Source organism: Peptoniphilus lacydonensis, assembly GCF_900106515.1.
Taxonomy (GTDB): Bacteria; Bacillota; Clostridia; order Tissierellales; family Peptoniphilaceae; genus Peptoniphilus_A; species Peptoniphilus_A lacydonensis.
The window spans coordinates 331,551-356,221 of the sequence record NZ_FNWF01000003.1; the positions used below are offsets into that span (position 1 = coordinate 331,551).

Consider the following 24,671-nt stretch of genomic DNA (forward strand, 5'->3'; position numbering starts at 1 on the left):
TATTAAGATTATTCCCTCGTTCAAATCCCTGTTGTATTCTCGTTTATATAAATAATTTTTAAATTTTTTAATGTCCTCTTTTCATTATTTAAATAAATTTCAGAAATATTTATAAAAATTAATTCAAATAAAATTTTATTGATTTTACTTAAATTAAAATATCCTTTAAAATTAAGTTCTTATTTAATCCTACACACTTATATTCCTACTTTATGTACATTTTGTTCTTTATTTTAAAGGATATTGGAGTACAAGTGTTATTTTTTGCAAAAAAATATCTGTTGAGGAATATTTTTGTATCTCTCAACAGATATTTTAGAACATTTTTAATTTTAAATTATAACACGCGTGTTGCGTTTACGTAAGTATCTTCATAATATTCTTCACTTAGTGAAGAAGTTACTACTTTTCCTTGACCAGAAGAAGCGTGTATAAACTTGCCCCCTCCAATATAAATACCAACATGACTCACACCATTTCCTGTTGTGTTAAAGAAAACTAAATCTCCTTCTTGTAAGTCAGATTTTGATACTTGTTTTCCACAAGTTGATTGTGAAAAAGAAGCTCTTGGAATTGAAATTCCAAGTTCATCATTGTAAATTGAATATACAAGCCCTGAACAATCATATCCTTCCTTGCCAGTATCTCCATAAACATATGTAGAACCAATTTTATTTTCAGCAGACATTATTACCTTTGAAGCAATAGAAGAAGCTGTAGCTGGGAATTTTTGAATTTGTCTTGATTCCTTTTGTCTATCTTTTTCTTGACGTTTTATTGTTTCTTGAATTTCTTTTTCATCATCTCTAAATGTTTCTTCTTCGTTTCTTTCGGCTTTCTTTCCAGAAACAATATTTAAATTTTTAGCATCAACATTGTAAGAATTTCCATTTTCTTCAATTACAAAATTTCCATTGTTGTAATTGACAACATTTACAACTTGATTTTTATTTAAATTTAATTTTTTACCACTGCCATTTTTTGCAACAGTTTTATTTTTAACTTCAACTTCCGTTACATTATTTCTTCTATCAGAAACTTTCTTAAGTGCAGACTTATCTACATTTCCAACAGTGCCATCATTGCATTTAATTTTAACATTATTTCCATTTTCTGAAACAAACACTGCATATTCATCTAGAAAAAGACTTCTAATAATTTTGCCATTGTCATCTAAAATTGGACTTGCTTTAACAACTTTATAAGTAGGAAGATTTACTTCTGTAAGTAAAATTTTATCCTGTGGAACTGTAACTTTTGCTTTGCCTTTAGAAATATAATAATTATCTCCTTTGTTTTCAAGTACTTCTACTTTTTCACCTATTGCAAATTTAATTTCATTTCCACTATATGTTTTTTGTACATGTTCGTTAATAAATACTCCTGTATCTTTCATGCCTACTACTGAAACTGCGCAAAGTGCAACTAAGCCTAGCGGCAATTTATTTTTTAAGGAAAACAATACTAACAACTCCTATACTATCAATTTTATATTCTGTCTAAAAATAGTTAGACCTCTAGCTCAATTTTTATTACTAATTAAGTATAGCAAAGTTATTACAAAAAAACAACAAAAAGTTACAAAAAAGTTAAGAAAATTTTAACTAATTTGTAACTTTTTGTTGTTTATGTAGTAAGCAAATCTATAAGCCGCGTTCTGTTTAATCAACTATCAATCTTAAATTATAGTCGCCTATAATCTTTAGCAACCTACCTACCGGCAGATGCGAGCAACATCTGTTATTCCTATTTGGTCTTGCTCCGAATGGGGTTTACATAGCATTATTATCACTAATAATCTGGTGAGCTCTTACCTCGCCTTTCCACCCTTACCATTATGGCGGTATATCTCTGTTGCACTTGCCTTGGGGTCGCCCCCACTGGTCGTTAACCAGCATCCCTGCTCTATGGAGCGCGGACTTTCCTCACATTTGTGCAGTTGACCAATTTACTTACCAAAATATTTTACCATTTATTTCCTTAAATATCAAGCTCATAGCTATTTCCTTCTTCTATATAAAAATTTAAATTTTTAAAATTTTTTTCAAGATTATTTTTTATCTTTTCAAGTATCATCTTTTCTGAACAAAAATGTCCAACATCAAAAACTAAAATACCATTTTCATAAGCCCTTTGACCGTCATGATACTTTATATCGCCTGTTATAAAAGCATCTGATCCACTTCTTACTGCATCACTTATAAAGTCTGCTCCACTGCCACCAAGAATAGCAACTTTTCTTATATTATTATTCTCTTTCCCATAGATTTTTATTTTCTTATAATCCAAAGAATCTTGTAAAAACTTTTTTAATTTTTCTGTGGTATAACTTTTTGACAAATCTCCAACAAGTCCCATTGATTTTTCTTCTTCACGGGCCAAAACTTTTTTATTCATTAAATTTAATTTTTCAAAAAGTGTATCATTTACACCATTATTTGCAATGTCCATGGAAGTATGGTAGGAGAAAACAGAAATATTGTTTTTTATAAGTTTTATAATATTGTCACCCAAATAAGATCCTTCTATAATACTTTTTGTGCCAGAAAAAAACATTGGATGATGCGTTATAATTAGCTTTGAATTAGTTTCAATAGCTTTTTCAACTAAATTATCCGTTAAATCTAGTCCAAGAACTACAGAATCTGTTTTTTCTTTAAACTCAATTTGGCTCCCTGAATTATCCCAACTAAGTTGATATTCATCTTTTGCCCAATTTTGCATATAATCTTTAATCTCACTTACAGGATATTTCATATATTGCCTCCTCTGTCTTTTTTAGCAAGTAATAGAGTTCTCCTTTTCTTTTTTCCGCTCTTTTATTATTGCAATTAAAACTTTTCATAATATTTTTTATATTCCTTTCTCTTTCTTTTAAAAATTCAAGATAAGTCTTATCTTTTTTTTCAATTAATTTCTCTGAAAAATAAAAATATTCTTCACTGTAAATTTTTCGCTCTCTAGAATATTTTGCAACAATAATCTCAAAAAATCTTTCATCTTCAAATATAATCTCTTCGTCAATAATTTCAAAACCCATTTTAAAAAGTTCTCGTCTTAAAATATTTGTCTTTTGCATAGGTTGTAAGATTAACTTTTCTGCATCTTTAGCAATTTCAAAAGAATCTAAAATAATATCTGCAATTTGAATTCCGCCCAAACCTGCAATTATTATATTTTCACGTTTTTCATTTACTATCCCATTTGCAAGAATATTTTTAATGCACTTTTCATTATTGAGTTTTTTTGTTAATTCAATAGACTTTTCTAGAGAATTCTTTGAAATATCTGTGGCGATTATATCTTTTGAAATATTTTCTTCGCATAAAAAATTGGGCACATAACCATGATCTGTGCCCACATCAATTACCGAAGCTCCAAAATCTACAAGTTCTGCAATTTTCTTTAGCCTGTTCGATAACTTTATCATTCTAAATAATCCTTTAATTTTTTTGATCTACTTGGATGACGCAACTTTCTAAGTGCTTTAGCTTCTATTTGTCTAATCCTTTCACGAGTTACATCAAATTCTTTGCCAACCTCTTCAAGTGTTCTAGCCCTTCCATCTTCAAGTCCAAATCTAAGTGTCAAAACTTTCTTTTCCCTTTCAGTTAAAGTTTCTAAAACTGTGTTTAATTGTTCCTTTAAAAGAGTAAATGTAGCTGCATCTTGTGGCGATAAAATTTCATCGTCAGGTATAAAATCTCCTAGATGAGAGTCTTCTTCCTCTCCAATTGGAGTTTCGAGAGAAACTGGTTCCTGTGCAATTTTTTGAATTTCGCGTACTCTATCAACATCTAAATTCATTTCTGCTGCAATTTCTTCTGGAAGAGGATCTCTACCAAGATCTTGAACAAGTTGTCTTTGAACTCTTACAAGTTTATTAATAGTTTCGACCATGTGAACTGGAATTCTAATAGTTCTTGCTTGGTCAGCAATTGCTCTTGTTATTGCTTGTCTAATCCACCAAGTTGCATAAGTAGAAAATTTAAAACCCTTTGTATAATCAAACTTGTCAACAGCTTTCATAAGTCCAAGATTTCCCTCTTGAATTAAATCTAAAAAGCTCATTCCACGTCCAACATATCTCTTAGCAATAGAAACAACAAGCCTTAGATTTGCTTCTGCGAGTTCTTTTTTTGCAGACTCATCCCCTGCTTCCATTCTCTTGGCAATTTCAACCTCTTCTTCAGCTGTAAGAAGAGAAATTTTTCCAATTTCCTTTAGATACATTCTAACAGGATCGTCAACTGTAACGCCTTTTGGTACAGACAAATCTTCTTTAGTAACATCTACTTCTTCATCATCACCTTTAGAATCTTTTTCGTCAATTAAATGTATACCTTGTTTTTCAAAATTTTTATACATTTCATCTATTTCATCAGAATCCATTGGAACTTTTTCAAAGGCATCACCTATTTCGTCATAAGAGAGTTTTCCTTCTTTTTTGCCTTCTTCTAAAAGTCTTTCCATCACAGATTCAATGGAATCTTTATTTTTTATATCATCGCTCATTATTACCCTCTCCTTTCAACTCATTTAGCTTTAAATTAATCGATTTTAAATCCTTTAAAGCTTCGAGTAAGAGATTTTTATTTTCTTCTCCTTGAAGTTTTCCGATATTTTCGAGGATTTTATTCTTTTCATTCTGCAAATAATTTTTTTCAAGTGTACTTATCAACTCATCAATTATCTTGTAATTTACATTAATTTTTTTTATGAGATCTAAAATAATTTCTACAAAATCTTTTTCTATTAATTTTTTATCAATTAAATCGTATAAAAATTCCCTTATATCCAATTCTTCTTCAAACATTCTAGGAATCTCTTCAAATACAATTCTCGTATTTACATTTGTAAAATAATATACTTCAATTTTATTTTTTATATATTCATAGATATCATTATCCAGTAAAGAATATGACAATAATTCCTCTTGTGCTTTAGTTTTTGTATTTTGCACCACATTAGTATTTTTCTTTACCTTAAATCTATCCTTTCTATTTTCTTTTAACTTATTCCTATTTAAATAATTAATATAATTATTTATAGCATTTATAGAAATATTATAATTTTTAGAAAAATCTTTTACAAAAATATCTCTCTCAATAGGATTTTTTATACTAGAAAAAATCTTAGCAGACTCTATAGTAAAATTGCTAAGTCCTTCATTTTCTTCTAAATTAAAGTTTTCCTTTAATCTTTTGATTTTAAAATCAATATAAGAAATTGCACCTTTGATTTTATTTTCAAAGCCTTCAACGCCATACTTCTTTATAAAATCATCTGGATCTAACCCTCCATCTAATTCAATTATTTTTGGCTTAACAGATATTGAAAGGAATATATCAATGGCTCTTGAAGTCGCATTTATACCTGCGTCATCGCTATCATAGCAAATATAAATATCCCTTGCCATCTTCTTTATAATTTTAGCTTGATCAGCAGTAAGAGAAGTACCAAGGCTTGCTACACTATAATTTATACCACTATTATACAAAGATATAACATCCATATAACCTTCTACTAATATAATTCTTTCTCGAGAAGATTCTTTAGAAATAATATTCATATTAAAAAGATTATTTCCCTTGTGAAATATTGGCGTTTCTTTAGAATTTAAGTACTTTGGCTTTGCATCAAAAAAACCCCTTGCACCAAAGCCTATAACTCTATTGTTCCTATTAATAATTGGAAACATAATTCTATCTCTAAATCTATCAATATAATTTCCATTTTTACTCTTTGAAACTAAATTTAATTCAAAAAGTTCCTCTTCTTCATACCCCAAACTCTTTAAATAATCCAACAAATCTGTCCAAGAATCTTTAGAATAGCCTATTCCATAACTTCTTATTGTTTTTTCATTTAACATTCTATTTTTTAAATAAAGCTTTGCCTTTTTAGAAGAATTTAAATTCTTCCAAAAATAAAGTGCGGCTTCTCTATTAATTTCATAAAACCTATCTCTTTTTTCTCGCACTTCTTTATTTTCATCTTTGTATTCATTTAATCTTATATTGTATTTATCTGCCAAAAACTCAACAGCTTCACGAAAACCTAAGTTTTCTCTTTTCATAATAAATGTTATGACATCTCCTCCAACTCCACATCCAAAACATTTAAAAATGCCTTTAGAAGGTGAAACTGAAAAAGAAGGTGTCTTTTCCGAATGAAAAGGGCAGAGTCCCATATAATTCGAACCTGACCTTTTTAAATCAACATATCCCCCAATTAAATCAACAATATCTGCACGATCTCTTATTTCATCAAGAACATTATCATCAATTACATACAATTAAATGCTCCATCCCTTCGGTATAAAAATATTTTTAAGCTGATTCATTGCATAAGTATCTGTCATACCTGCAATATAATCAGCTACAATATCTTCGTCACTGTGAACTCTACTGTCATAAAGATCTAAATGATTTTTAGGAATTCTATTTAAATCTTCTTCATAATATTTATAAAGTTCACCTAAAAGTCCTTTTATTTTTATTTCTTCACTTTTCACAACAGGATCCATATAGACTTTTTTAAACATATATTTTCTAAGTTCCATAGTCGCCTCATAAACTTCTTCTTCCATTTCCACAATTGGTTTTCCATAGGATTTAGTTACCAAAGCATTTATCATTGTATTTACTCTTTCAGATGAAGTGTTGCCGAGAACTTTTGTAAGTTCCTTAGGCAGTGAATCAGAAGAAATAATTCCAGCTCTAATGGCATCGTCAATATCATGATTTATATAAGCAATTCTATCAGCAAATTTTATAATCTTTCCCTCAAGAGTTTTTGCATTGCCATCTCCTGAATGATTAAGTATTCCATCACGCACTTCTTCTGTAAGATTTAAACCAATTCTCTTATCAGATCTCTCCAAAAAATCTACAACTTTTAAAGATTGTTCTGAATGAATAAAACCACTTTCTTTTAATTCATTTAAAACTGTTTCTCCAGAATGTCCAAAAGGAGTGTGCCCAAGATCATGACCAAGTGCAATCGCTTCAACTAAATCTTCATTGAGTCTAAGTGATCTGGCAATAGTTCTGGCAATTTGACTGACTTCAAGAGTATGAGTGAGCCTTGTTCTAAAATGATCTCCTTCAGGTGAAATAAATACTTGTGTCTTGTGTTTAAGTCTTCTAAAACTTTTTGAATGAATAATTCTATCTCTATCTCTTTGAAATTCAGTTCTAAGATTACATTTTTCTTCTATATTTTTTCTTCCCAAAGTTGAATCTGCAAAAGTTGCAAAATCAAATAACATTTCATGCTCAAGTTCTTCTCTCTCAACTCTAAGATTCATTTAATCACATCCTGGACTCCAAATGATTAATTATAATTTCAGCAGTTTCTTCTATTGCTTTATCAGATACATCTATTACAAAACATCCTAATTCTTCCATAACTTGTTTCGAATAATTAAGTTCTTCTTTTATTCTGGCATAATTAGCATATTTTGCTCCTGAAGTAAGCCCTAAAGACTTTAATCTCTGTTCCCTGACAGAAATAATTTTTTCTGGATTTGCAGTAAGTCCAATAATTCTATCCACATCTTTTTCGTAGACTTCATTTGGCACAGGTACTTCTGGAACTAGAGGTATATTTGCAACTTTATATAATTTATTGGCAAGATACATAGAAAGAGGAGTTTTTGAAGTTCTAGAAATCCCCACAAGACATATATCCGATTTTTTTGCACCACGAGGATCTTTTCCATCATCATACTTAACAGCAAACTCAACGCATTCAACTTTCTTAAAATAATTCTCGTCAAGTCTTCTTATAAGCCCAGGTTCTCTCAAAGGTTCATACCCCAAAATATCTTCAATTTGGCGCATTGGCTCTCCCATTACATCAACTGTATGAAGATTTAGTTCACGAGTTTTTTCTTTTATAAATTCTCTAGTTTCCTTTACAACATTGGTATAGACAATTAAACTATTTTTAATTCTAGATGCCTTCTCAAGGACTGGCTTTATTTGATCAATACTATTGTGATAAGGATATCTAATTATTTCATAATTTTCAGATTCAAATTGCCTCGCAGAACTTTTAGCGATTAACTCTCCAGTTTCTCCAATTGAATCTGAGATAACAAAAATCGTTAGTTGATTATCTCTATTACTCATTTCTCCTCCTTCTAAATTAAAATATTTCTCCGTCACAAACATCTACAAAAAGTCTTGTGACATTTGTCTTCGTAAACCTGCCAACAACTTCAAGATCTTTCTTATTTTTAATCTTTACAACAGGAAGCGAGTCTATTCCCTTTGTCACAATTAACTGTGCAGCTTTATATACACTCTCATCCACTGAAACATAAAAAATATTTGGCATTCTCGTCATAATTACGCTTATAGGAGTTTTTTTTATATCAGCGTCACCTATCATAAATCTAATTAAATCTTTTCTAGATACAATTCCTGTCAAAAATCCATTGTCTGTAATAAACATAGAAGATAAATCTTCCATAAAAAGATCCACAATAACATCATATACAGAAGTCTTTTGATCACATGAAAAAGGAAGGGACATATAATCTTTTAAATTCAATTTTTTTAAATCTTCTGATAGATGTGAAATTATAGATTTACCAGTATAAAAATATCCAAACTTAGGTCTAGCTCCCAAAATATCTATCATAGTGAGAACTGAAAGGTCAGATCTAATTGTTGCTCTGGACAAACCTAATTTTTCTGCAATTTCATCCCCTGTTATGGGACCATTTTCTTTTACAATTTCAATAATTTCAGTCTGCCTATCGCTAAATTTCATTTACTCACCGACCTATTCTACAATATTTTCTATTTTTAATATTTTTTGAATACTCTCCTCAATACTATTTATAAGAGCAAGTCTATTTCCTCTTATTTTTTCATCATCTGTCATTACCATTACATTTTCAAAGAAAGAATCAATATATTCTACTAAATCATTTAATAAATTCATAGCATCTTTGTATTTTCCAGCAGAAATTGCTTCATTAAATTCGTCTTTAATTTTAACAAACTTATTATAAAGATTTTTTTCTGATTCTTCTTTTAGAAGATCTTCATCAATTTCTATGAAATCAACATTTTTCGTCAAATTATTTATTCTATTATAGGAATCCACAAAATTAGTTCTATCACATTCGTTGAACCAACTATTTAATTCACCAGCTTTTTGGAAAATATCATAAATTTCGCTATCAGGAATTAAAATTGAATCAATTATGTCGTACCTAATTCCTTCTTCTTGCAACATTGTCTTGATTCTTCCATAGAAAAATTCTCTGATATTGGAAATAACTTCTTCATGATTAAAAGTAAGTCCCAAGCCGTTAATATATTCATAAAGACTTGACTCAATGGCTTCATCCAATTTAATTTTCCAGCAATTTTCTCTTATAATATTTATTACTCCAATTGCAGACCTTCTAAGTTTAAAAGGATCTGCTGAACCCGTTGGAATTTCATCAATGGCAAAAAGGCCTGCAATAGTATCTAGTTTATCTGCAAGAGAAAAGATAGAACCTACACTCGATTTAGGAAGTTCATCTCCTGCAAATTTAGGAAGATATTGTTCTCTAATCGCTGTTGCAACTATTTCTTTCTCATCAGAATTTAGTGCGTAAATTTCTCCCATTACACCTTGAAGTTCTGTAAACTCAATTACCATTTTTGTTGTCAAATCTGCCTTTGATAAATAGGCAACTCTATCAATAGCATTTATAGCCTCATCTGCAAAAGAAAGTGACTCTGCAATTTTTTTTGCAACAACTCCATCTCTATTTTCTTTTTGAAGCATAGATCCCAATCTATCATGGAATAAAACTCCATTTAAATTCTTTACATAATCTTCTAATGATTTTGAAATATCATCTTCATAGAAAAATTTGGCATCCTCAAGTCTTGCTCCAAGAACTTTTTCATTTCCAGCAATTACAATTTCTTCGTAATCCTTTGTGCCATTTCTAACGGTTATAAAATACGGAAGAAGATCTCCATCTTGTGAATAAACTGGAGTAAATCTCAAATGATCAATCATTGTCGTTGTTACAACTTCCTTAGGAAGAGTCAAATATTTTTCTTTGATGCTACCCTTTATTGGTGTCGGATATTCTACAATATAAGTCAATTCTTCCAAAAGATCTTCATTTTCATGAATTTCTCCACCCAAAGATTTTGCAATCTTAGTTGATTCATATTTAATAATTTCACGTCTTTTATTTTGATCTAAAATTACATAATTTTCTTCTAACAGTTTTTCATAATTTTCTACATTATCAACAATTATTTCAGATGAACCTAAAAATCTATGTCCTTTTGTTTTATTTCCAACTTTAATATTCTCAAATTCAAAATCAACAATTTTGTCATTTAAAAGAGATACTATCCACCTTATTGGTCTTGCAAATCTAATATTTTTGCCACCCCATCTCATATTTTTAGGAAAATTAATATCTCGAATTAATAATGGGATAATTTCCTTTAAAATTTCAGAAGAATCTCTTCCAATTGAAGAAATATTTGCAAAAACATAATCTGTTCCCTTTACTTCTCTTATTTCTATTTCTTCTTCACTAATGTTTTGTGACTTCATAAAACCTAAAAGAGGTTTTGTAGGATTTTTATCCTCGTCGTAGGCAATTTTAACAGCAGGTCCCTTGACTTCTTTTTTAATATCACTTTGTTTCTCAGCAATATCTTCTATTACAAGGCTAAGTCTTCTTGGAGTTGCATAAACTTTTACATCAGCAAATCCAATTTCATTTTCTTGCAATAATTTCTTTGATTTTTCATCTAGTTGTTCTATTGCCATATTGACAAATCTTGATGGCAACTCTTCAACTCCAATTTCAAGTAAATAATTATTCATTTATTTCACCTCTGTCAATAAGTGGGAAATTTAGTTCCTCTCTGTGCTTTAGATGTGTATTTGCAACTAACTTTGCAAGATTTCTAACTCTTTGAATGTAGCTTGTCCTCTCAGAAACTGAAAGTGCTCCTCTAGCATCTAATAAATTAAAAGTATGCGAACATTTAAGAGTGTAGTCATAAGCGTCAATTACTATTCCATCTTCAATTACTCTTTTTGCTTCAGTTTCATACATATCAAATAATTTTCTAAGCATATCTATATCTGCAAGTTCAAAAGCATATTTGGAATGTTCATATTCATTATTTTTAAAAACTTCGCCATAAGTTATATTTTCGTTGTACTGAATATCATAAACTGATTCAACATTTTGAAGATACATTGCAATTCTTTCAAGTCCATAAGTTAATTCTGCACTTTCTAAATCCAAGTTTACTCCGCCAACTTGTTGGAAATAAGTAAATTGTGTGACTTCCATTCCGTCAAGCCAAACTTCCCAACCAAGTCCCCAAGCTCCAAGAGTAGGTGACTCCCAATTGTCTTCTACAAATCTTATGTCATGTTTTTTTGGATCAATTCCAATTGCAAAAAGTGAATCAAGATACAATTGTTGAACATCTTCTGGTGATGGTTTCAATATAACTTGTAATTGGTGATGTTGATAAAGCCTATTTGGATTCTCACCATACCTTCCATCAGCAGGTCTTCTTGATGGTTCAACATATACTACTTTCCATTCTTCTGGTCCAAGTGATCTCAAAAAAGTATTTGGATTCATTGTTCCTGCACCTTTTTCAATATCATAAGGTTGCAAAATAATTGCCCCTTTTTCCTTCCAATAATTTTCCAATGTCATTATCAAATCTTGGAAATACATTTTTTCCTCCTTTAACTAAACAGCTTGTCAGACTTAAAACTGCTTATTTCTAAATTGTATTTTATATAATCTATAAAAACTTTGTGCAAAAATTTTTTTCTATTTTTATCTATATAATCTATATTTTGAATTTCCTCAAGTTTTCCATATAAAAGATTCCTTAAATAATTTAAATCTTTCTTAGTAAAGGAATGAGAATAGGGATCTGCATAATCTATTATACCCTCTCTTATGGAAAAAAAAGTTTTTTCTTTAGAATCTAATTTTGGTCTATACCCAAGAAAGGACAAATATTTTAGCTCAAAAGCAAGAGAAATAGAAATTGGGTCTTTAGTGTCATTAAAAAAATTAATAGTCTTTCTAACTAAATCAAAAATTTTTCTATTGGCCTCTTCGTTTATTGAAGATTTTTCTAAAATTTCTAATATGAAAGAAGCATAAATTAAATTTTCGTAATTTTCTCTAATTTTAAAATTTGATTCTATAATTTTCGCTTCACTAATATAATAAAAACTCTGCCCCTTCTTTAGGAAGTATTCATTTACTCCAAAAATCTGTGACACACTTAGATTTCTTGATCTAGAAGATTTTACTCCCTTTACCATAATAGAAACTTTCCCAAAATCTCTTGTAAAAACTTTTATAATCTTGGAACTTTCCCCAAAATCAATCTCATTTAAAACTATTCCGAGAGTATATTTATCTGTTGTAGCCAAATCTTTTTACCAAATTGTCCTTTTCTCTCCAATTTTTTTGAACTTTTACCCAAATTTGTAAATTAACTTTGGCGTCCAATAGATTTTCAATATCTTCTCTTGATTCAGTTCCAATTCTTTTTAACATTGATCCGCCCCTTCCTATTATTATTTTTTTGTGAGCTTCTCTTTCTACATAAATAATAGCTTCAATGTCATAAAAATTTTTGTCTTTTCTCTTTTTAAATCTCTCAATTGAAATTGCAAGTCCATGAGGAACTTCTTCATTTAAATATCTAAGTCCCTTCTCACGAATTATCTCTGATACAATAAATCTCTCATTTTTATCTGTAATCATATCTTCAGAATAATACATTGGCCCAGGCTTTAAATATTTTTTAAGAGTTTCTAGATAAATATCTATTCCATCATTTTTTATTGCTGAAATAGGAATCAATTCATCAAAAATTCCTTCATTTGAATACATAGATATTATTTCAAGTAATTCTTCTTTTTTAATTTTATCTACCTTATTTATAAGTAAAATTATTGGGATTTGTCCATTGTATTCCTTTAAAATATCTATAATAGATCTTTCCGCTTTTCCTATTCTCTTTGAAACATCTACAATATAAGTTATTATATCAGCTTCTTCAATTCCTTCTTTGGATTCATTTAGCATAAATTCGCCAAGCTTATTTTTTGGTCTTTGAATACCTGGCGTATCTAAAAATATCATTTGAGAATCATCATCTGTGTGTATAAATGTAATATTTTGTCTTGTAGTCTGCGGCTTAGAAGAAATCGCCGAAATTTTTTCCCCTATTATTGAATTAAGTAAAGTCGATTTCCCTACATTTGGTCTTCCAACTACAGATATATATCCCGATTTAAAATTATTTTCTTCCATTTTTATCTCCAACTAAATCTTCTGGGCCAAAAGAATGAGGTAAAATTTCTTCCATCCCATAAATTTTATAATCCTCTTTTGAATTTGCTATTATTATTTCAGGTTTTTTTGAAAATTCGCGAATAACTTGTCTGCAAACTCCACAAGGAAAAGTATAATCACTATCGCCAACAATAGCTATCTTTTTTATTTCTCTTTTTCCATCAGACACCGCCTTAAAAATAGCCGTTCTCTCTGCACAATTTGTTGGAGAATAAGATGCTATTTCTATATTTCCGCCAGTGTAAACTTCTCCATCTTCCATTTCAACTGCACATCCAACATTGAAATGTGAGTATGGTGTATAAGTAGAATTATCTCTAGCATATATTGCAAGTTCAATTAATTTCTCATATTTCATTTAACCAACTACCTTAAAAATAAAAACTGCAACACAAATTCCAAGTATTGCTCCAAATACAACTTCTGAAACTTTGTGAATACCACCTTCAACACGACTTTCTGCAACTAAAAAAGCAAGCCCAAAAGAACATAATGTAACTAATGAATTTTGAGCAATCATTGTAATAATAGTTGCCGCACAAAACGATATTGCAGAGTGTCCGCTAAGACCTCCTCCTTGAAAATACGTGCCTCCACTTTTTTTTGCCATTAAAAACTTTGCTCCAACTGTCGCTATAAGTATTATTAGAAGAGATACAAATGCCAAATGATTTGGCATATTTTTTATTTTAAAAAGAAGTAAATCTCCAAAGGAAGCAAATTTGTCATAAAAAACTAAATAAGCCACGACAACTGCATTTAGAGCTGTGATTAAAACTGCTCCGGCAGAAACGTCCTTTACATATTTTGCAATGGGATTATACTCTTGAACAACTAAATCTACAGTTCTCTCAATGGCTGTGTTTATCATTTCTGCAAATACAACTAAAGTTATTGCAAATAACATTAATAAAAATTCCGTAGAAGAAATATCAAAAAAAAGTGATAAAATTATAACTCCAAAGGCAGCCATAAAATGAAATTTCATATTTTTTTCTGTCTTTAATACAGAAATTATTCCTTGCACTGCATAATTAAAAGAAGATATAAATCGTCCCTTTTTCATAATATCACCTGTAAATAGAAAGTTCTTTCATAGCAAGTTTTTCTCTTTCTCTCATTTCTCTTTTTTCAATCTCATCCATGTGATCATAACCCAAAAGATGTAAAATGCTATGCACCGTTAAATAAGAAAGTTCTCTTTCATTAGTATGTCCTAGTTCACTTGCTTGTTCCATTACTCTTTTTGTATTGATTATAACATCCCCAAGAATTTTATTTTCAATCATAAACTTATCATCAATTGGAAATGACAAAACATCAGTAACTTTGTCTACTCCTCTGAAATCTCTATTTAAACCTTTAATCTCATCATCACCCACAAAAGAAACTGAAACTTCAACATTTTCTTCTAAGTTTTCAATTTTTAAAACAGCTTTTACAGATTTTTTTATTAATTCTCTTATCTCATCTGTGATTTCTATATCTTCTTGCCTATCGTCATAATATATTTTCATTTTGTTTTCCAGTCTTTATATTTGATTTCTTTTCATTTATAATTTTTTTTGCTTTTTCATTTGTCTTTTCATATTTTTCATAAGCATCTATAATTCTTTGAACAAGTGGATGACGCACAATGTCATTTTTATTTAAATAAGTAATCCCAATTCCTTTGACATTTGCCAAAATCCTTAAAACAGTTTTAAGTCCAGACTGTTTTCCTCTTGGAAGGTCAATTTGCGTGACATCACCTGTTATTATCGCCTTAGATCCATAGCCAAGTCTTGTCAAAAACATCTTCATCTGTTCATTAGTAGTATTTTGTGCTTCATCTAAAATTACAAAAGCACTATCTAAAGTTCTTCCTCTCATATAAGCTAAAGGTGCAACTTCGATTAGTCCTTTCTCAAACAAATTATTGTAAGTATCGTGACCAAGTATTTCAAAGAGAGCATCATAAAGTGGTCTCAAATAGGGATCAACTTTATTTTGTAAATCTCCTGGCAAAAATCCCAAGTTTTCTCCAGCTTCAACAGCAGGTCTTGTTAAAATAATTCTATTTACTTCCTTTGCTTTAAAGGCACGAACTGCAGCTGCCATTGCAAGATAAGTCTTTCCAGTTCCAGCAGGCCCAATTCCAAAAACAATGTCATTATCATTAATATTATCAATATATCTTTTTTGACCAAGAGTCTTTGCTCTTATAGGTTTTCCCATAGAAGTATAGACAACTGTATCTTTTAAAAGTTCAGAAACTGGTCTTTTTTCATTGTTTTTTATAAGTGAAATTGCATATCTAACATCAGATAGACTTAAATTTTTTTGTTTTTTTGCAGTGTCTATTAAATTTTTAAGCAAAAGGTCCACATCACAAACTGGATCTTCTTCTCCTATTATCAAAATTTTATCATCCTTAGATTTAATATTAACATTAAATTCTCTTTCAACTAAATTAATATTTTCATCTAATTTTCCAAAGACAACTGACAACAAACTTATATCATTAATTTCAATAGAACTCTCAGTTTTTGCCAAATATATACCCCCTTAAACGTGATTATTATAATACCACAAAAAGGCTCACTTTTCTATATATTATGAAAAGCAAGCCATTATTTATCTAAGACTTAAAGGCTTATCAAAAATTTCTTTATAAATTTGAATTTTTGTTAAATCTTCTTCATTAAAATTCAAAAAATCATCTTCATTTATATTTTCATTTGAACCTTCATCTTCATAAATTACTTCGTTAGATTCACATTCTTTTATAAAATCACTATCTGTAATTTTAAATTTTTTAGTTATATCTGAATTTCGATTAGATCCTTTTATCTCTTTTACTTTTCTATTTTCTGAAATTTTTTCCTTTAATTCTTTTTTTGAAATTTTATGGTCTTTATCTTTTATATTTTTAATTTTAGGATTCTTGTCAATTAAAATATTTTTATTTTCTTTTTTATCTTTCTTTTCCTTCTCTTCTTTAATTATCTTTTTTACTTGATTTATAAAACTATTGGGATCTGATCTTCTATCTTCATATATATTTCTCGAATCATCAAACTCTTCTTCGTGGAAATCTTCTGTTAATTTATTCTTTCCCCTCTGCAAAATCATTATAATTACTCTAAAAATTACAATAAAAATAATTGCAGGTATTAAAGAAAATATGGCAAGAACAATACTAAGACCAGAATCCATTATTTACCTTCCTTTTTTTGATTTTTATCGGAAATTTTTGAAATAGAAGTTCTCATATCTGTATCAGAATTTAAGTTTTTCATTTTATAATAATCAAACACACCTAGATTTCCACTTTTTAATGCTTCTGCCATAGCAATAGGAACTTCTGATTCTGCTTCCACTACTTTTGCTCTCATAGCTTCTACCTCTGCCTTCATTTCTTGTTCTCGGGCAAGAGCCATGGCTCTTCTTTCACTTGCCTTTGCTTCAGAAATTCTCTTGTCAGCTTCAGCTTGATCTGTTTGAAGTCTAGCGCCAATATTTCTTGCAACATCTACATCTGCAATGTCAATTGATAAAATTTCATAAGCAGTACCTGAGTCAAGTCCTTTATCAAGAACAACCTTTGAAATAGCATCTGGGTTCTCTAAAACTTCTTTATAATTTTGAGAAGATCCTACTGTTGTTACAATTCCTTCTCCAACTCTAGCTATAATAGTTTGTTCTCCAGCACCACCAACGAGTCTTTCAATATTTGCTCTGACAGTTACCTTTGCCTTTACAATAACTTCAATCCCATCTTGTGCAACAGCAGAAATATTTGGTGTTTCAATAACTTTTGGATTTACAGAAACTTGAACAGCTTCAAGCACATCTCTACCAGCAAGATCAATTGCTGCAGCTCTCTCAAACTGAAGAGGAATATTTGCTCTTTGTGCAGCTATAAGTGCATCTACAAGTGTATTTACATTTCCACCTGCCAGATAATGAGCTTCAAGACTTGAAATATCAAGATCAAGTCCTGCTTTAGTAGCTTTTATAGCAGGCCTTACAATTCTTGAAGGTTTTACTCTTCTAAGTTTCATTCCAATAAGTTCTGATATTTTAATTTTTACACCAGAAAAAAATGCTGTAATCCAAAGTCCCACAGGTACAAAGGATAAAAATAATGATACTGCTAATACTATAATTACTATGATTACTATACTTCCAATAGGATAACTATTCATAAACCCTCCTAATTAAATTTTTTGACGTAAACTCTTGCGCCACTTACCTTAACTACGACTACATCTTCATCTTTTCCAATAAAACCAACATCTGAAATAACTTCTATTTTTTTATCTTTATTATGTGCATAACCCGTAGGTCTTAAAATTGTATTTGTTTTTAATATGTCTCCAACTTTTACTTCTTCACTTTTTACACCTACATAACCTCTATCAGATGTACTCTTGTTTAAAAGTCTAAGTCTATTTATTATTTCCGAATTGGCTCCTTTTTTTAAGAGTATAAAACCAGATACAATTGAAATTACAAGAGCAATTGCAAGAGAAAAAAGTGCAAAATAAACATCATCCATTGCCATTACAATTGCATAAGAAATGACAATTATTCCTCCAATTCCGCAGACCCCAAAACCTGGAATCATTATCTCAAAGCCAATTAACAAAAGCCCTAAAATAAATAAAAGAATTTCAAAATAATTTGTGTTTCCCAGCGAGATATTCCCCCAAAAGAAAATCACAAAAGCTACAATAGAAATTACGCCCCCTAAGCCAAATCCTGGAGTCAAAATTTCTAAAACTGCACTAGCTAGTGCAACAATAAGTAAAATTGTAAAAATATAATCATTTGAAAAAATATTTTCTGCAAAATTTCCTTGTTCTGCATATACACTATTCATTATACAGAGAAAAATTGGTAAAATATAAAAATTTTTTCTAATTTTTTTCAATTTGACCTCCCCATTTGTATATATTTTTTACCCATCAAATTTTATCAATAATCTAAGAATCCTCTAATTTATTGTAAACTTTTCATTTGATTATGTAAATCTACTTTATTTATTTTTTTACAATATATATGTTTTACTATCATAGAAAATTTTGCAAAATAAAAACCCGGGTAATCCCGAGTCTTAATTTAACAATTCTTTGGCAATTACATTGACTTGTTTGCCGTCTGCTTTGCCTTTAACTAAAGGCATAACATTTTTCATTAATAATCCAATATCCTTCATTGATGTTATATTATTTTCGTCAATTACTTTTTTTATAATTTCTTTTAATTCTTCATCTGATAATTGCTCAGGTAAATATTCAAGTAGTATTTCAATTTCATCATTAGTCTTTTCAACTAAATCTTCTCTATTACCCTTCTTAAATTCTTCAATTGACGCCTTTTTTTCTTTTAACTGTTTTGAAATAATATTCTCAATATCAGCATCTTCTAGTTCTACTCGCTCATCTACTTCTTTTTGTTTTACAGATGCTCGAACCATGGTGATAACATCTTTTCGAAGTTTATCTTTTTCTTTCATAGCAGTCTTAAGATCTGCCATTAGTCTCTCTTTTAGAGACATAAGAACACCCTCTTTTTAATATCTGTGTTTTTTTCTGCGTGCCTCTTCAGATTTCTTCTTTCTTCTAACACTTGGTTTTTCATAATGTTCTCTTTTTCTTACTTCTTTGAGAACTCCACTTGTGGCACATTGTCTTTTAAATCTTTTAAGAGCATTGTCTAAAGATTCATTTTCACCAACCCTGATTTCGGACATTTTTTAACCTCCTCTCGTAGAAAAGAGTAGCCTTGCGGCCAATGTAGATTCATTATATCTCATAAATCCCAAAACTTCAATAATATTTTTACTTTTTAGAATTTTTACCTTTATTTACACGATAAGTTATAGCAATAACTGAAGCGGAAATGGCAATTTTTATTAAAAGTAAAACTATAAATTGCCATGAAAATGGATTTAAAATTACATCGCCAAGAAGTGTATTTGTTATTACTCCAATGGAACAACCTAAAAGCGCAGATGTTATGTATTTTAAATAATTAGTTTTACACGCTCCAAAATAAAAACTCAAAACATCACAAGGAAACCATCCAATTAGTCTAATTACAAAACTTGCTAAAAATTCATTTCTCTCCTGCATTTCTATAACTTTTTCTATTTTGGGATATTTCTTTTTAATATACTCCATCTCTTCTGCACCAGACCATCTTCCCAAGATAAAGGGAATCGTGAGTGTAATTGCAAGACCCAAATAACTAACAAGAACTGCTTTAAGTGGCGAAAATAGTATTCCACTTGCAACATAAAGTGAGGGCAAAGGTATTACAATTGTCAAACTTTTAATTGCAAATAAAAACATTAGAGATACAATAGACTTTCTTGAATCTCCCTGTGCATTTTCTGTTATTGATTCTATACTTACATTTCCACTTCTTGTAAGTAAAATTACAACTAAAGCAGACACAAAGCAAACTAATGCCACTATTTGAATTTTCTTTACTCTCTTTGAAACTTTCTCATCTGACTCATTTAAAACAATATCTTCATTTTTCTCAAATATTTTATCTTTGTAAAATTTTATTTTATTCTTAACTTTTCCCATAAATCCTCCTTCCTCTATATTACTTTTTAAAGTCTATTTATATTTTCTTTTGTTAACAAATTCTTCGCATCTTCTTTTCCCATTTCATATAACTTTTCAAGTTCTTTATGATCTTGGGTAAGGGTCTTTAAATTTGATGTATCACATGGTGCTACTATAATTACTTTATTTTTCTTTTCAAGTTCCAGTATTTCCTTTAAAGATTTATTGTAAACTTTCGCTCTATCTTCAAGAGCTCCCGCAGCTTCTGGATATTTTCTTTTTAAAATTTTCACAAATTTTTTGTCTTTTTTTGGATTTCTAAAATAATTTTTTGGCCTTGTTAAAACTATAATTACTTTGTCGCAACCTGCTTCAAAAGCTTTTTTATATGGGATTGGATCGCTTAGACCTCCATCAAAATAAAGAGCATTATTTATCTTATAAGGCTCACATAAAACTGGAACACAACAAGATGCTTTTATGGGATCATAATTATCTTGTGAGAGATCTTCTTTATCAAAATAAACAGGATTTCCTGTAAGCGCATTTGTTGCAACAATCTTAAATTCTGTTTTATTTTCAACTATTTTTTTATAATCTAAAGGGTTTTCTCCATCCTTTTTGCTTAAAGTGTAATAAACATATTCGAGATCAAGATAAGAACCTTCTTTTATAAAGTTTCTTATACTCATGTATTCTTTTCTAAAAGCATAGTCATTATAAAAAACAAAATTTCTGCCTCTTTGATTTGCAAGAAAAGAAGCTCCATTAGCTGCACCTGCCGACACTCCAATAAAATAATCTCCCTCTATGCATTTATCCATTAAGTAATCAAAGACTCCAGCGCCATATATTCCTCTAGTGCCTCCTCCTACATCTACGAACCCTAACTTCATAACATCATCCTTTAAATAAAATATATCAAATAAAAAATTTTCTTATGAAAAATTTTCAGTTTTAAAAAATTTTTACATTATATATGTTTTCATTATAATAATATTGCATATTATTTTCAACAAAGGCAATAAAAAAGCTATGAGTTTTCCCATAGCTTTAGTCTATATTTTTATTTTTATCAACCTGGTGGCCAATTTAAACTTCTTCCTCCAAGAACATGAAAGTGAAGATGTTCTACTGTCTGTCCCCCGTCTTCTTTACAATTATTTACAATTCTATATCCCTTAGTTAATCCTTCTTCTGCACAAATCTTTTTTGCTACTAAAAATACATGACCAATTAAATCTTTATGTCTTTCTTCTAAATTATCTGCTGAAGGAATGTGTTCTTTTGGCACAATTAAAAAATGTGTAGGTGCCTTAGGGTCTATATCTCTAAATACATATACAAGTTCATCCTCATAAAGTTTTTCCGAAGGAATTTCTCCATTAATTATTTTACAAAATAAACAGTCCATGCTACCTCCTTTTCAATTCAACATCTTTGCAAAGATTATTCCACTGACAATCTCCACAAATCATTTCACGATTATCCTTTTTAAATATTATATCACAGGAAGCTCTTCTAATGTCTATCCATGAATAAATTTCATTTTCATTTAAGTTTAAAATTTCTAAAATTTTTTGGTCGTAATATTTTACTTTTTCATCTTCCTTACAAACTTTTCCAAGATTATCTGGACAATTTTTACAAATATCATCAAGATCTTTTATTAACATAACTTTAGGATTTTCTTGCAATTTTTTTATAATTTCAGTCATATTTTTCGAAAAATCATCGCTATAACCTTCACCAACAAAATTTTTTGTACACATTATGTGATGAGCCCTTATCTTTAACATTTAATCACCAATTATTTCACAATTTGCAATCTCACCAGTGTCCAAAATTTTTACATTTTTTATTTTATTTTTAATGTCAATATCACTATTTGCTTTTACTCTGATGTAATTTGTTGTGTATCCATAATACTCTTTGTCATGTTCTTCTTCAAATAAAACTGACTTTGGAGTCTTCATATTTTCTCTCTCAAAGATTTTTTGATATTCTTCTCCCAGAGCAATTAATTTTTCCGATCTTTCCTTTTTAATATTGCCGTCAATTTGGTTTTTCATTGCAGCAGCCTTTGTATTTTTTCTCTTAGAATATTTAAAGACGTGAATCCTTGAAAAACCAACTTTTCTTACAATACTCATTGAATCTTCAAAATCTTCTTCGCTCTCTCCAGGAAATCCAACTATAATATCAGTAGTAAGTCCTGCATAAGGCATATATTTTCTAATTATATTTGCCTTTTCAATATATTCTTCACGAGTGTAGCGTCTATTCATAGCCTTTAAAATATTATTTGAACCGCTTTGTAATGACAAATGAAAGTGATCACATAATTTTTCTGTTTTTAAAGATCTTTCCATAAATTCATCTGTGATAATTATCGGTTCAACTGAAGAAAGTCTGATTCTTTTAATTCCATCAATCTCTGCAATATTTTCAATTAAATCAATTAATCTCATATCACCCATATCCATTCCAAAGGATCCAATGTGAATTCCAGTTAACACAATTTCTTTAAAACCATTGTCAGCAAGAATCCTAGCTTCTCTCACTGCATCGTCTATCTCTCTTGACCTAATTGGGCCTCTTGCAAATGGTATTATGCAATAAGTGCAGAATCTGTTACACCCGTCTTGCACTTTCATGTAAGCTCTAGTTCTATTGTTGTTATCAAAGTTCGTAGTATTTGCAAATTCACGTACATCTTTTAAATCTTTTACAATATTTATTTTTTTGTGAGAATCTTTAAACTCCTCAATTAAATCTACGATTTTATTCCTCTCAGTAGTCCCTATTACAACATCAACGCCTTCAATATTTTTAACTTCTTCAGGGCTAACTTGTGAATAGCAACCTACAACTGCCACAACAGAATCAGGATTTTTCTTTTTTGATTTTCTAATAAATTGTCTTGATTTTCTATCTGACAAATTTGTAACTGTGCAAGTATTTACAATATATACGTCGCTAAATTCGTCATTATCAACTTCCTTGTAACCTCTTTTTTCAAAAAGTTCGCTCATTGCTTCTGATTCATATTGATTTACTTTGCAACCAAGAGTTAAAATTGAAAAAGTTTTTGCCATTACTCACACTCCTTTGCGTGTATTATATAAAAAGATGTCACAATTGCCGCTGTTTCTGCACGCAAAATTCTGCTTCCAAGACCAACCTTTTTTACATCTTTTAAAATTTCAAGTTCTCTATTTGATATTCCACCTTCTGGTCCAATTACAAGTCCAATTTTGTTAGAAAGCTTTGGTATAATTTCTCCAAGTTGTGTTCTTTTTTCATCCTCATAACAGAGTACAAGATCCCCATCAAAATTTAATATATCTTCACTTTTTATTATATCATGAACCATAGGAATAATATCTCTCTTTGACTGTTTCGCCGCAGACTCCACAATTTTCTGGTATCTTTCTTTCTTCTTTTCCTTCTTTTTTGAAATATCTGAAACACTTCTATCCATTAAAACAGGATAAAAATCACTTACTCCTATTTCTGTTGCATGTCTCAACACATCTTCTGACTTATTATTTTTCAAAACTCCAAAGAAAAGTGACAGATGCACCTTCGACTCATTATTTTTTTTCACTTTTCCAATCTTTTTAATCTTTCCATTAAAATATGCAAAGGAAAAAATCCCATCATCAAAGACAACTTGAAACTCTTCTCCATCTTCTACCCTAATTACATTTTTTAAATGATGGATTGTTTCCTCTTTTAAATCTGTATTTTCCTCAAAATTTCTATTTTCAAAAAATCTATACATTTAATTTTCCCACAATTGCAACCCAATTATTTTTTTCAAGTTCATCAATAATGTCAAATCCATTTTCAGCAAGAGCGTCAATTACCATTTGTCTTCTCTCTTTTATAATTCCTGATGTTATAAAAATTCCACCACTATCCATATGATTCTTTAAATTTTTAATTTCATCTACAATTATTTCTGCAATAATATTTGAAACAATTAAATCAGCTCTACCCTTTACAACATCTAAGAGATTGCCTTTTTTAATTTCAATTTTATCTTCTAAATTATTTAATTTCGCATTTTCAAAAGAAGCATCAATACATTTTTCATCAATATCAATAGCAAGAGCTTTTTTTGCTCCAAGTTTTAATGATGCAATGGCAAGTATGCCCGAACCACAACCTATGTCAAAAATTTCATCCCCATCACGCACATATTTTTCTAAAAGTTCAAGGCACATATAAGTAGATTCGTGAGTCCCCGTTCCAAAAGCCATCCCAGGGTTTATTTTTATAATTTCTCTATTTCCTTTGTTTTCGTAATCTTCCCATTCTGGTACAATTGCAATCTTTTTTCCAATTTCTAATGGTTTATAATATTTTTTCCAATTGTTTGCCCAATCTTCATCATCCTTTTCTTCAACAATACATTGTCCAAGTTTTTTTTCTTCAAGTTCAATTTTTAATTTCTTTGCATCGGAAATATTTTCTGGATAAACTTTTAATGCAAAAATATTCTCGCCTAAATTTATAAGAGGATAGTCTATAAAGTCCCAATCTTTTTCATTTTGATCTAGTTCGTCAACTAAATCACTAGAAACTTCTTCGCAGTTATAAATTCCGTAGTCAAAAAGGATTCCTTCTATTAAATTTTTTTTATCTTTTGATGTATTTATTGTCATTTCAATGTATTTCATCTAATCACCTTTTTTAATTATATA

The 24,671-nt window shown here is 29.6% G+C and carries 28 protein-coding genes and 1 other RNA gene; all 29 read right to left on the minus strand.

The window, feature by feature from the left end; all coding sequences use genetic code 11:
* Positions 1–337: 337 nt before the first annotated feature.
* Positions 338–1,462: a C40 family peptidase gene (locus BQ5450_RS03285; protein WP_010244748.1), complete on the minus strand. Its 1,125-nt coding sequence runs from the start codon at positions 1,460–1,462 to the stop codon at positions 338–340.
* A gap of 168 nt (positions 1,463–1,630) precedes the next feature.
* Positions 1,631–1,955: RNase P RNA component class A (rnpB, locus tag BQ5450_RS03290), an RNA gene on the minus strand.
* A 25-nt stretch (positions 1,956–1,980) separates the two neighbouring features.
* Positions 1,981–2,757: a Nif3-like dinuclear metal center hexameric protein gene (locus BQ5450_RS03295; RefSeq protein WP_010244752.1), complete on the minus strand. Its 777-nt coding sequence runs from the start codon at positions 2,755–2,757 to the stop codon at positions 1,981–1,983.
* Positions 2,738–3,430, minus strand: a complete 693-nt coding sequence (locus BQ5450_RS03300) for a tRNA (adenine(22)-N(1))-methyltransferase (protein ID WP_010244755.1) — start codon at positions 3,428–3,430, stop codon at positions 2,738–2,740. Before BQ5450_RS03300 ends, BQ5450_RS03295 begins: the two co-directional genes overlap by 20 nt.
* The gene (gene rpoD, locus BQ5450_RS03305; protein WP_071125976.1) at positions 3,427–4,515 is read right to left on the minus strand and encodes an RNA polymerase sigma factor RpoD; all 1,089 of its coding nucleotides are present in this window, start codon (positions 4,513–4,515) and stop codon (positions 3,427–3,429) included. Before rpoD ends, BQ5450_RS03300 begins: the two co-directional genes overlap by 4 nt.
* Positions 4,505–6,298: a DNA primase gene (gene dnaG / locus BQ5450_RS03310; protein ID WP_010244761.1), complete on the minus strand. Its 1,794-nt coding sequence runs from the start codon at positions 6,296–6,298 to the stop codon at positions 4,505–4,507. The genes rpoD and dnaG overlap by 11 nt, the downstream gene beginning before the upstream one ends.
* Positions 6,299–7,312 carry a deoxyguanosinetriphosphate triphosphohydrolase gene (locus tag BQ5450_RS03315; protein WP_071125977.1) on the minus strand — a complete coding sequence of 338 codons (1,014 nt, stop codon included), beginning with the start codon at positions 7,310–7,312 and terminating at the stop codon, positions 6,299–6,301. It lies immediately after the preceding gene.
* A 4-nt stretch (positions 7,313–7,316) separates the two neighbouring features.
* The gene (locus BQ5450_RS03320; protein ID WP_071125978.1) at positions 7,317–8,138 is read right to left on the minus strand and encodes a pyruvate, water dikinase regulatory protein; all 822 of its coding nucleotides are present in this window, start codon (positions 8,136–8,138) and stop codon (positions 7,317–7,319) included.
* 16 nt (positions 8,139–8,154) lie between these two features.
* Positions 8,155–8,784 (minus strand): transcriptional regulator CcpN, encoded by a 630-nt coding sequence (locus tag BQ5450_RS03325; RefSeq protein ID WP_010244770.1) that lies wholly within the window; start codon positions 8,782–8,784, stop codon positions 8,155–8,157.
* A gap of 12 nt (positions 8,785–8,796) precedes the next feature.
* On the minus strand, positions 8,797–10,869 hold the full coding sequence (gene glyS / locus BQ5450_RS03330) for a glycine--tRNA ligase subunit beta (RefSeq protein WP_071125979.1): 2,073 nt from the start codon (positions 10,867–10,869) through the stop codon (positions 8,797–8,799).
* On the minus strand, positions 10,862–11,746 hold the full coding sequence (locus BQ5450_RS03335) for a glycine--tRNA ligase subunit alpha (protein ID WP_010244775.1): 885 nt from the start codon (positions 11,744–11,746) through the stop codon (positions 10,862–10,864). Before BQ5450_RS03335 ends, glyS begins: the two co-directional genes overlap by 8 nt.
* A gap of 11 nt (positions 11,747–11,757) precedes the next feature.
* The gene (gene recO / locus BQ5450_RS03340) at positions 11,758–12,462 is read right to left on the minus strand and encodes a DNA repair protein RecO (protein ID WP_010244778.1); all 705 of its coding nucleotides are present in this window, start codon (positions 12,460–12,462) and stop codon (positions 11,758–11,760) included.
* Positions 12,446–13,351: a GTPase Era gene (gene era / locus BQ5450_RS03345; RefSeq protein WP_071125980.1), complete on the minus strand. Its 906-nt coding sequence runs from the start codon at positions 13,349–13,351 to the stop codon at positions 12,446–12,448. The genes recO and era overlap by 17 nt, the downstream gene beginning before the upstream one ends.
* Positions 13,338–13,751, minus strand: a complete 414-nt coding sequence (gene cdd / locus BQ5450_RS03350; RefSeq protein ID WP_010244783.1) for a cytidine deaminase — start codon at positions 13,749–13,751, stop codon at positions 13,338–13,340. The genes era and cdd overlap by 14 nt, the downstream gene beginning before the upstream one ends.
* Positions 13,752–14,459 carry a diacylglycerol kinase gene (locus BQ5450_RS03355; protein WP_071125981.1) on the minus strand — a complete coding sequence of 236 codons (708 nt, stop codon included), beginning with the start codon at positions 14,457–14,459 and terminating at the stop codon, positions 13,752–13,754.
* Positions 14,460–14,463: 4 nt separating this feature from the next.
* Positions 14,464–14,910, minus strand: coding sequence for an rRNA maturation RNase YbeY (gene ybeY, locus BQ5450_RS03360; RefSeq protein WP_071125982.1), 447 nt, complete (start codon positions 14,908–14,910; stop codon positions 14,464–14,466).
* Positions 14,894–15,928 carry a PhoH family protein gene (locus BQ5450_RS03365; RefSeq protein WP_010244792.1) on the minus strand — a complete coding sequence of 345 codons (1,035 nt, stop codon included), beginning with the start codon at positions 15,926–15,928 and terminating at the stop codon, positions 14,894–14,896. Before BQ5450_RS03365 ends, ybeY begins: the two co-directional genes overlap by 17 nt.
* An 81-nt stretch (positions 15,929–16,009) precedes the next feature.
* On the minus strand, positions 16,010–16,591 hold the full coding sequence (locus BQ5450_RS03370; RefSeq protein WP_071125983.1) for a hypothetical protein: 582 nt from the start codon (positions 16,589–16,591) through the stop codon (positions 16,010–16,012).
* A complete protein-coding gene (floA, locus tag BQ5450_RS03375) occupies positions 16,591–17,583 on the minus strand; it encodes a flotillin-like protein FloA (protein ID WP_010244797.1) in 993 nt (330 codons plus the stop codon). The genes BQ5450_RS03370 and floA overlap by 1 nt, the downstream gene beginning before the upstream one ends.
* Positions 17,584–17,591: 8 nt before the next feature.
* On the minus strand, positions 17,592–18,311 hold the full coding sequence (locus BQ5450_RS03380) for an NfeD family protein (protein WP_010244800.1): 720 nt from the start codon (positions 18,309–18,311) through the stop codon (positions 17,592–17,594).
* Positions 18,312–18,494: 183 nt separating this feature from the next.
* Positions 18,495–18,938, minus strand: coding sequence for a GatB/YqeY domain-containing protein (locus BQ5450_RS03385; RefSeq protein WP_010244803.1), 444 nt, complete (start codon positions 18,936–18,938; stop codon positions 18,495–18,497).
* 15 nt (positions 18,939–18,953) lie between these two features.
* Positions 18,954–19,133 carry a 30S ribosomal protein S21 gene (gene rpsU, locus BQ5450_RS03390; protein WP_005957648.1) on the minus strand — a complete coding sequence of 60 codons (180 nt, stop codon included), beginning with the start codon at positions 19,131–19,133 and terminating at the stop codon, positions 18,954–18,956.
* A gap of 88 nt (positions 19,134–19,221) precedes the next feature.
* Positions 19,222–19,977: a TVP38/TMEM64 family protein gene (locus BQ5450_RS03395; protein ID WP_071125984.1), complete on the minus strand. Its 756-nt coding sequence runs from the start codon at positions 19,975–19,977 to the stop codon at positions 19,222–19,224.
* A 26-nt stretch (positions 19,978–20,003) separates the two neighbouring features.
* Complete coding sequence (locus BQ5450_RS03400) at positions 20,004–20,855, minus strand: patatin-like phospholipase family protein (RefSeq protein WP_071125985.1); 852 nt, start codon at positions 20,853–20,855, stop codon at positions 20,004–20,006.
* Between the two features lie 179 nt (positions 20,856–21,034).
* On the minus strand, positions 21,035–21,373 hold the full coding sequence (locus BQ5450_RS03405; RefSeq protein ID WP_071125986.1) for a histidine triad nucleotide-binding protein: 339 nt from the start codon (positions 21,371–21,373) through the stop codon (positions 21,035–21,037).
* 1 nt (position 21,374) lies between these two features.
* Positions 21,375–21,758 (minus strand): DUF1284 domain-containing protein, encoded by a 384-nt coding sequence (locus tag BQ5450_RS03410; RefSeq protein WP_010244818.1) that lies wholly within the window; start codon positions 21,756–21,758, stop codon positions 21,375–21,377.
* Positions 21,759–23,057, minus strand: coding sequence for a tRNA (N(6)-L-threonylcarbamoyladenosine(37)-C(2))-methylthiotransferase MtaB (gene mtaB / locus BQ5450_RS03415; protein ID WP_071125987.1), 1,299 nt, complete (start codon positions 23,055–23,057; stop codon positions 21,759–21,761). It lies immediately after the preceding gene.
* On the minus strand, positions 23,057–23,746 hold the full coding sequence (locus tag BQ5450_RS03420; protein ID WP_010244824.1) for an RsmE family RNA methyltransferase: 690 nt from the start codon (positions 23,744–23,746) through the stop codon (positions 23,057–23,059). The genes mtaB and BQ5450_RS03420 overlap by 1 nt, the downstream gene beginning before the upstream one ends.
* Positions 23,739–24,647: a 50S ribosomal protein L11 methyltransferase gene (prmA, locus tag BQ5450_RS03425; protein ID WP_010244827.1), complete on the minus strand. Its 909-nt coding sequence runs from the start codon at positions 24,645–24,647 to the stop codon at positions 23,739–23,741. Before prmA ends, BQ5450_RS03420 begins: the two co-directional genes overlap by 8 nt.
* Between the last annotated feature and the right edge of the window lie 24 nt (positions 24,648–24,671).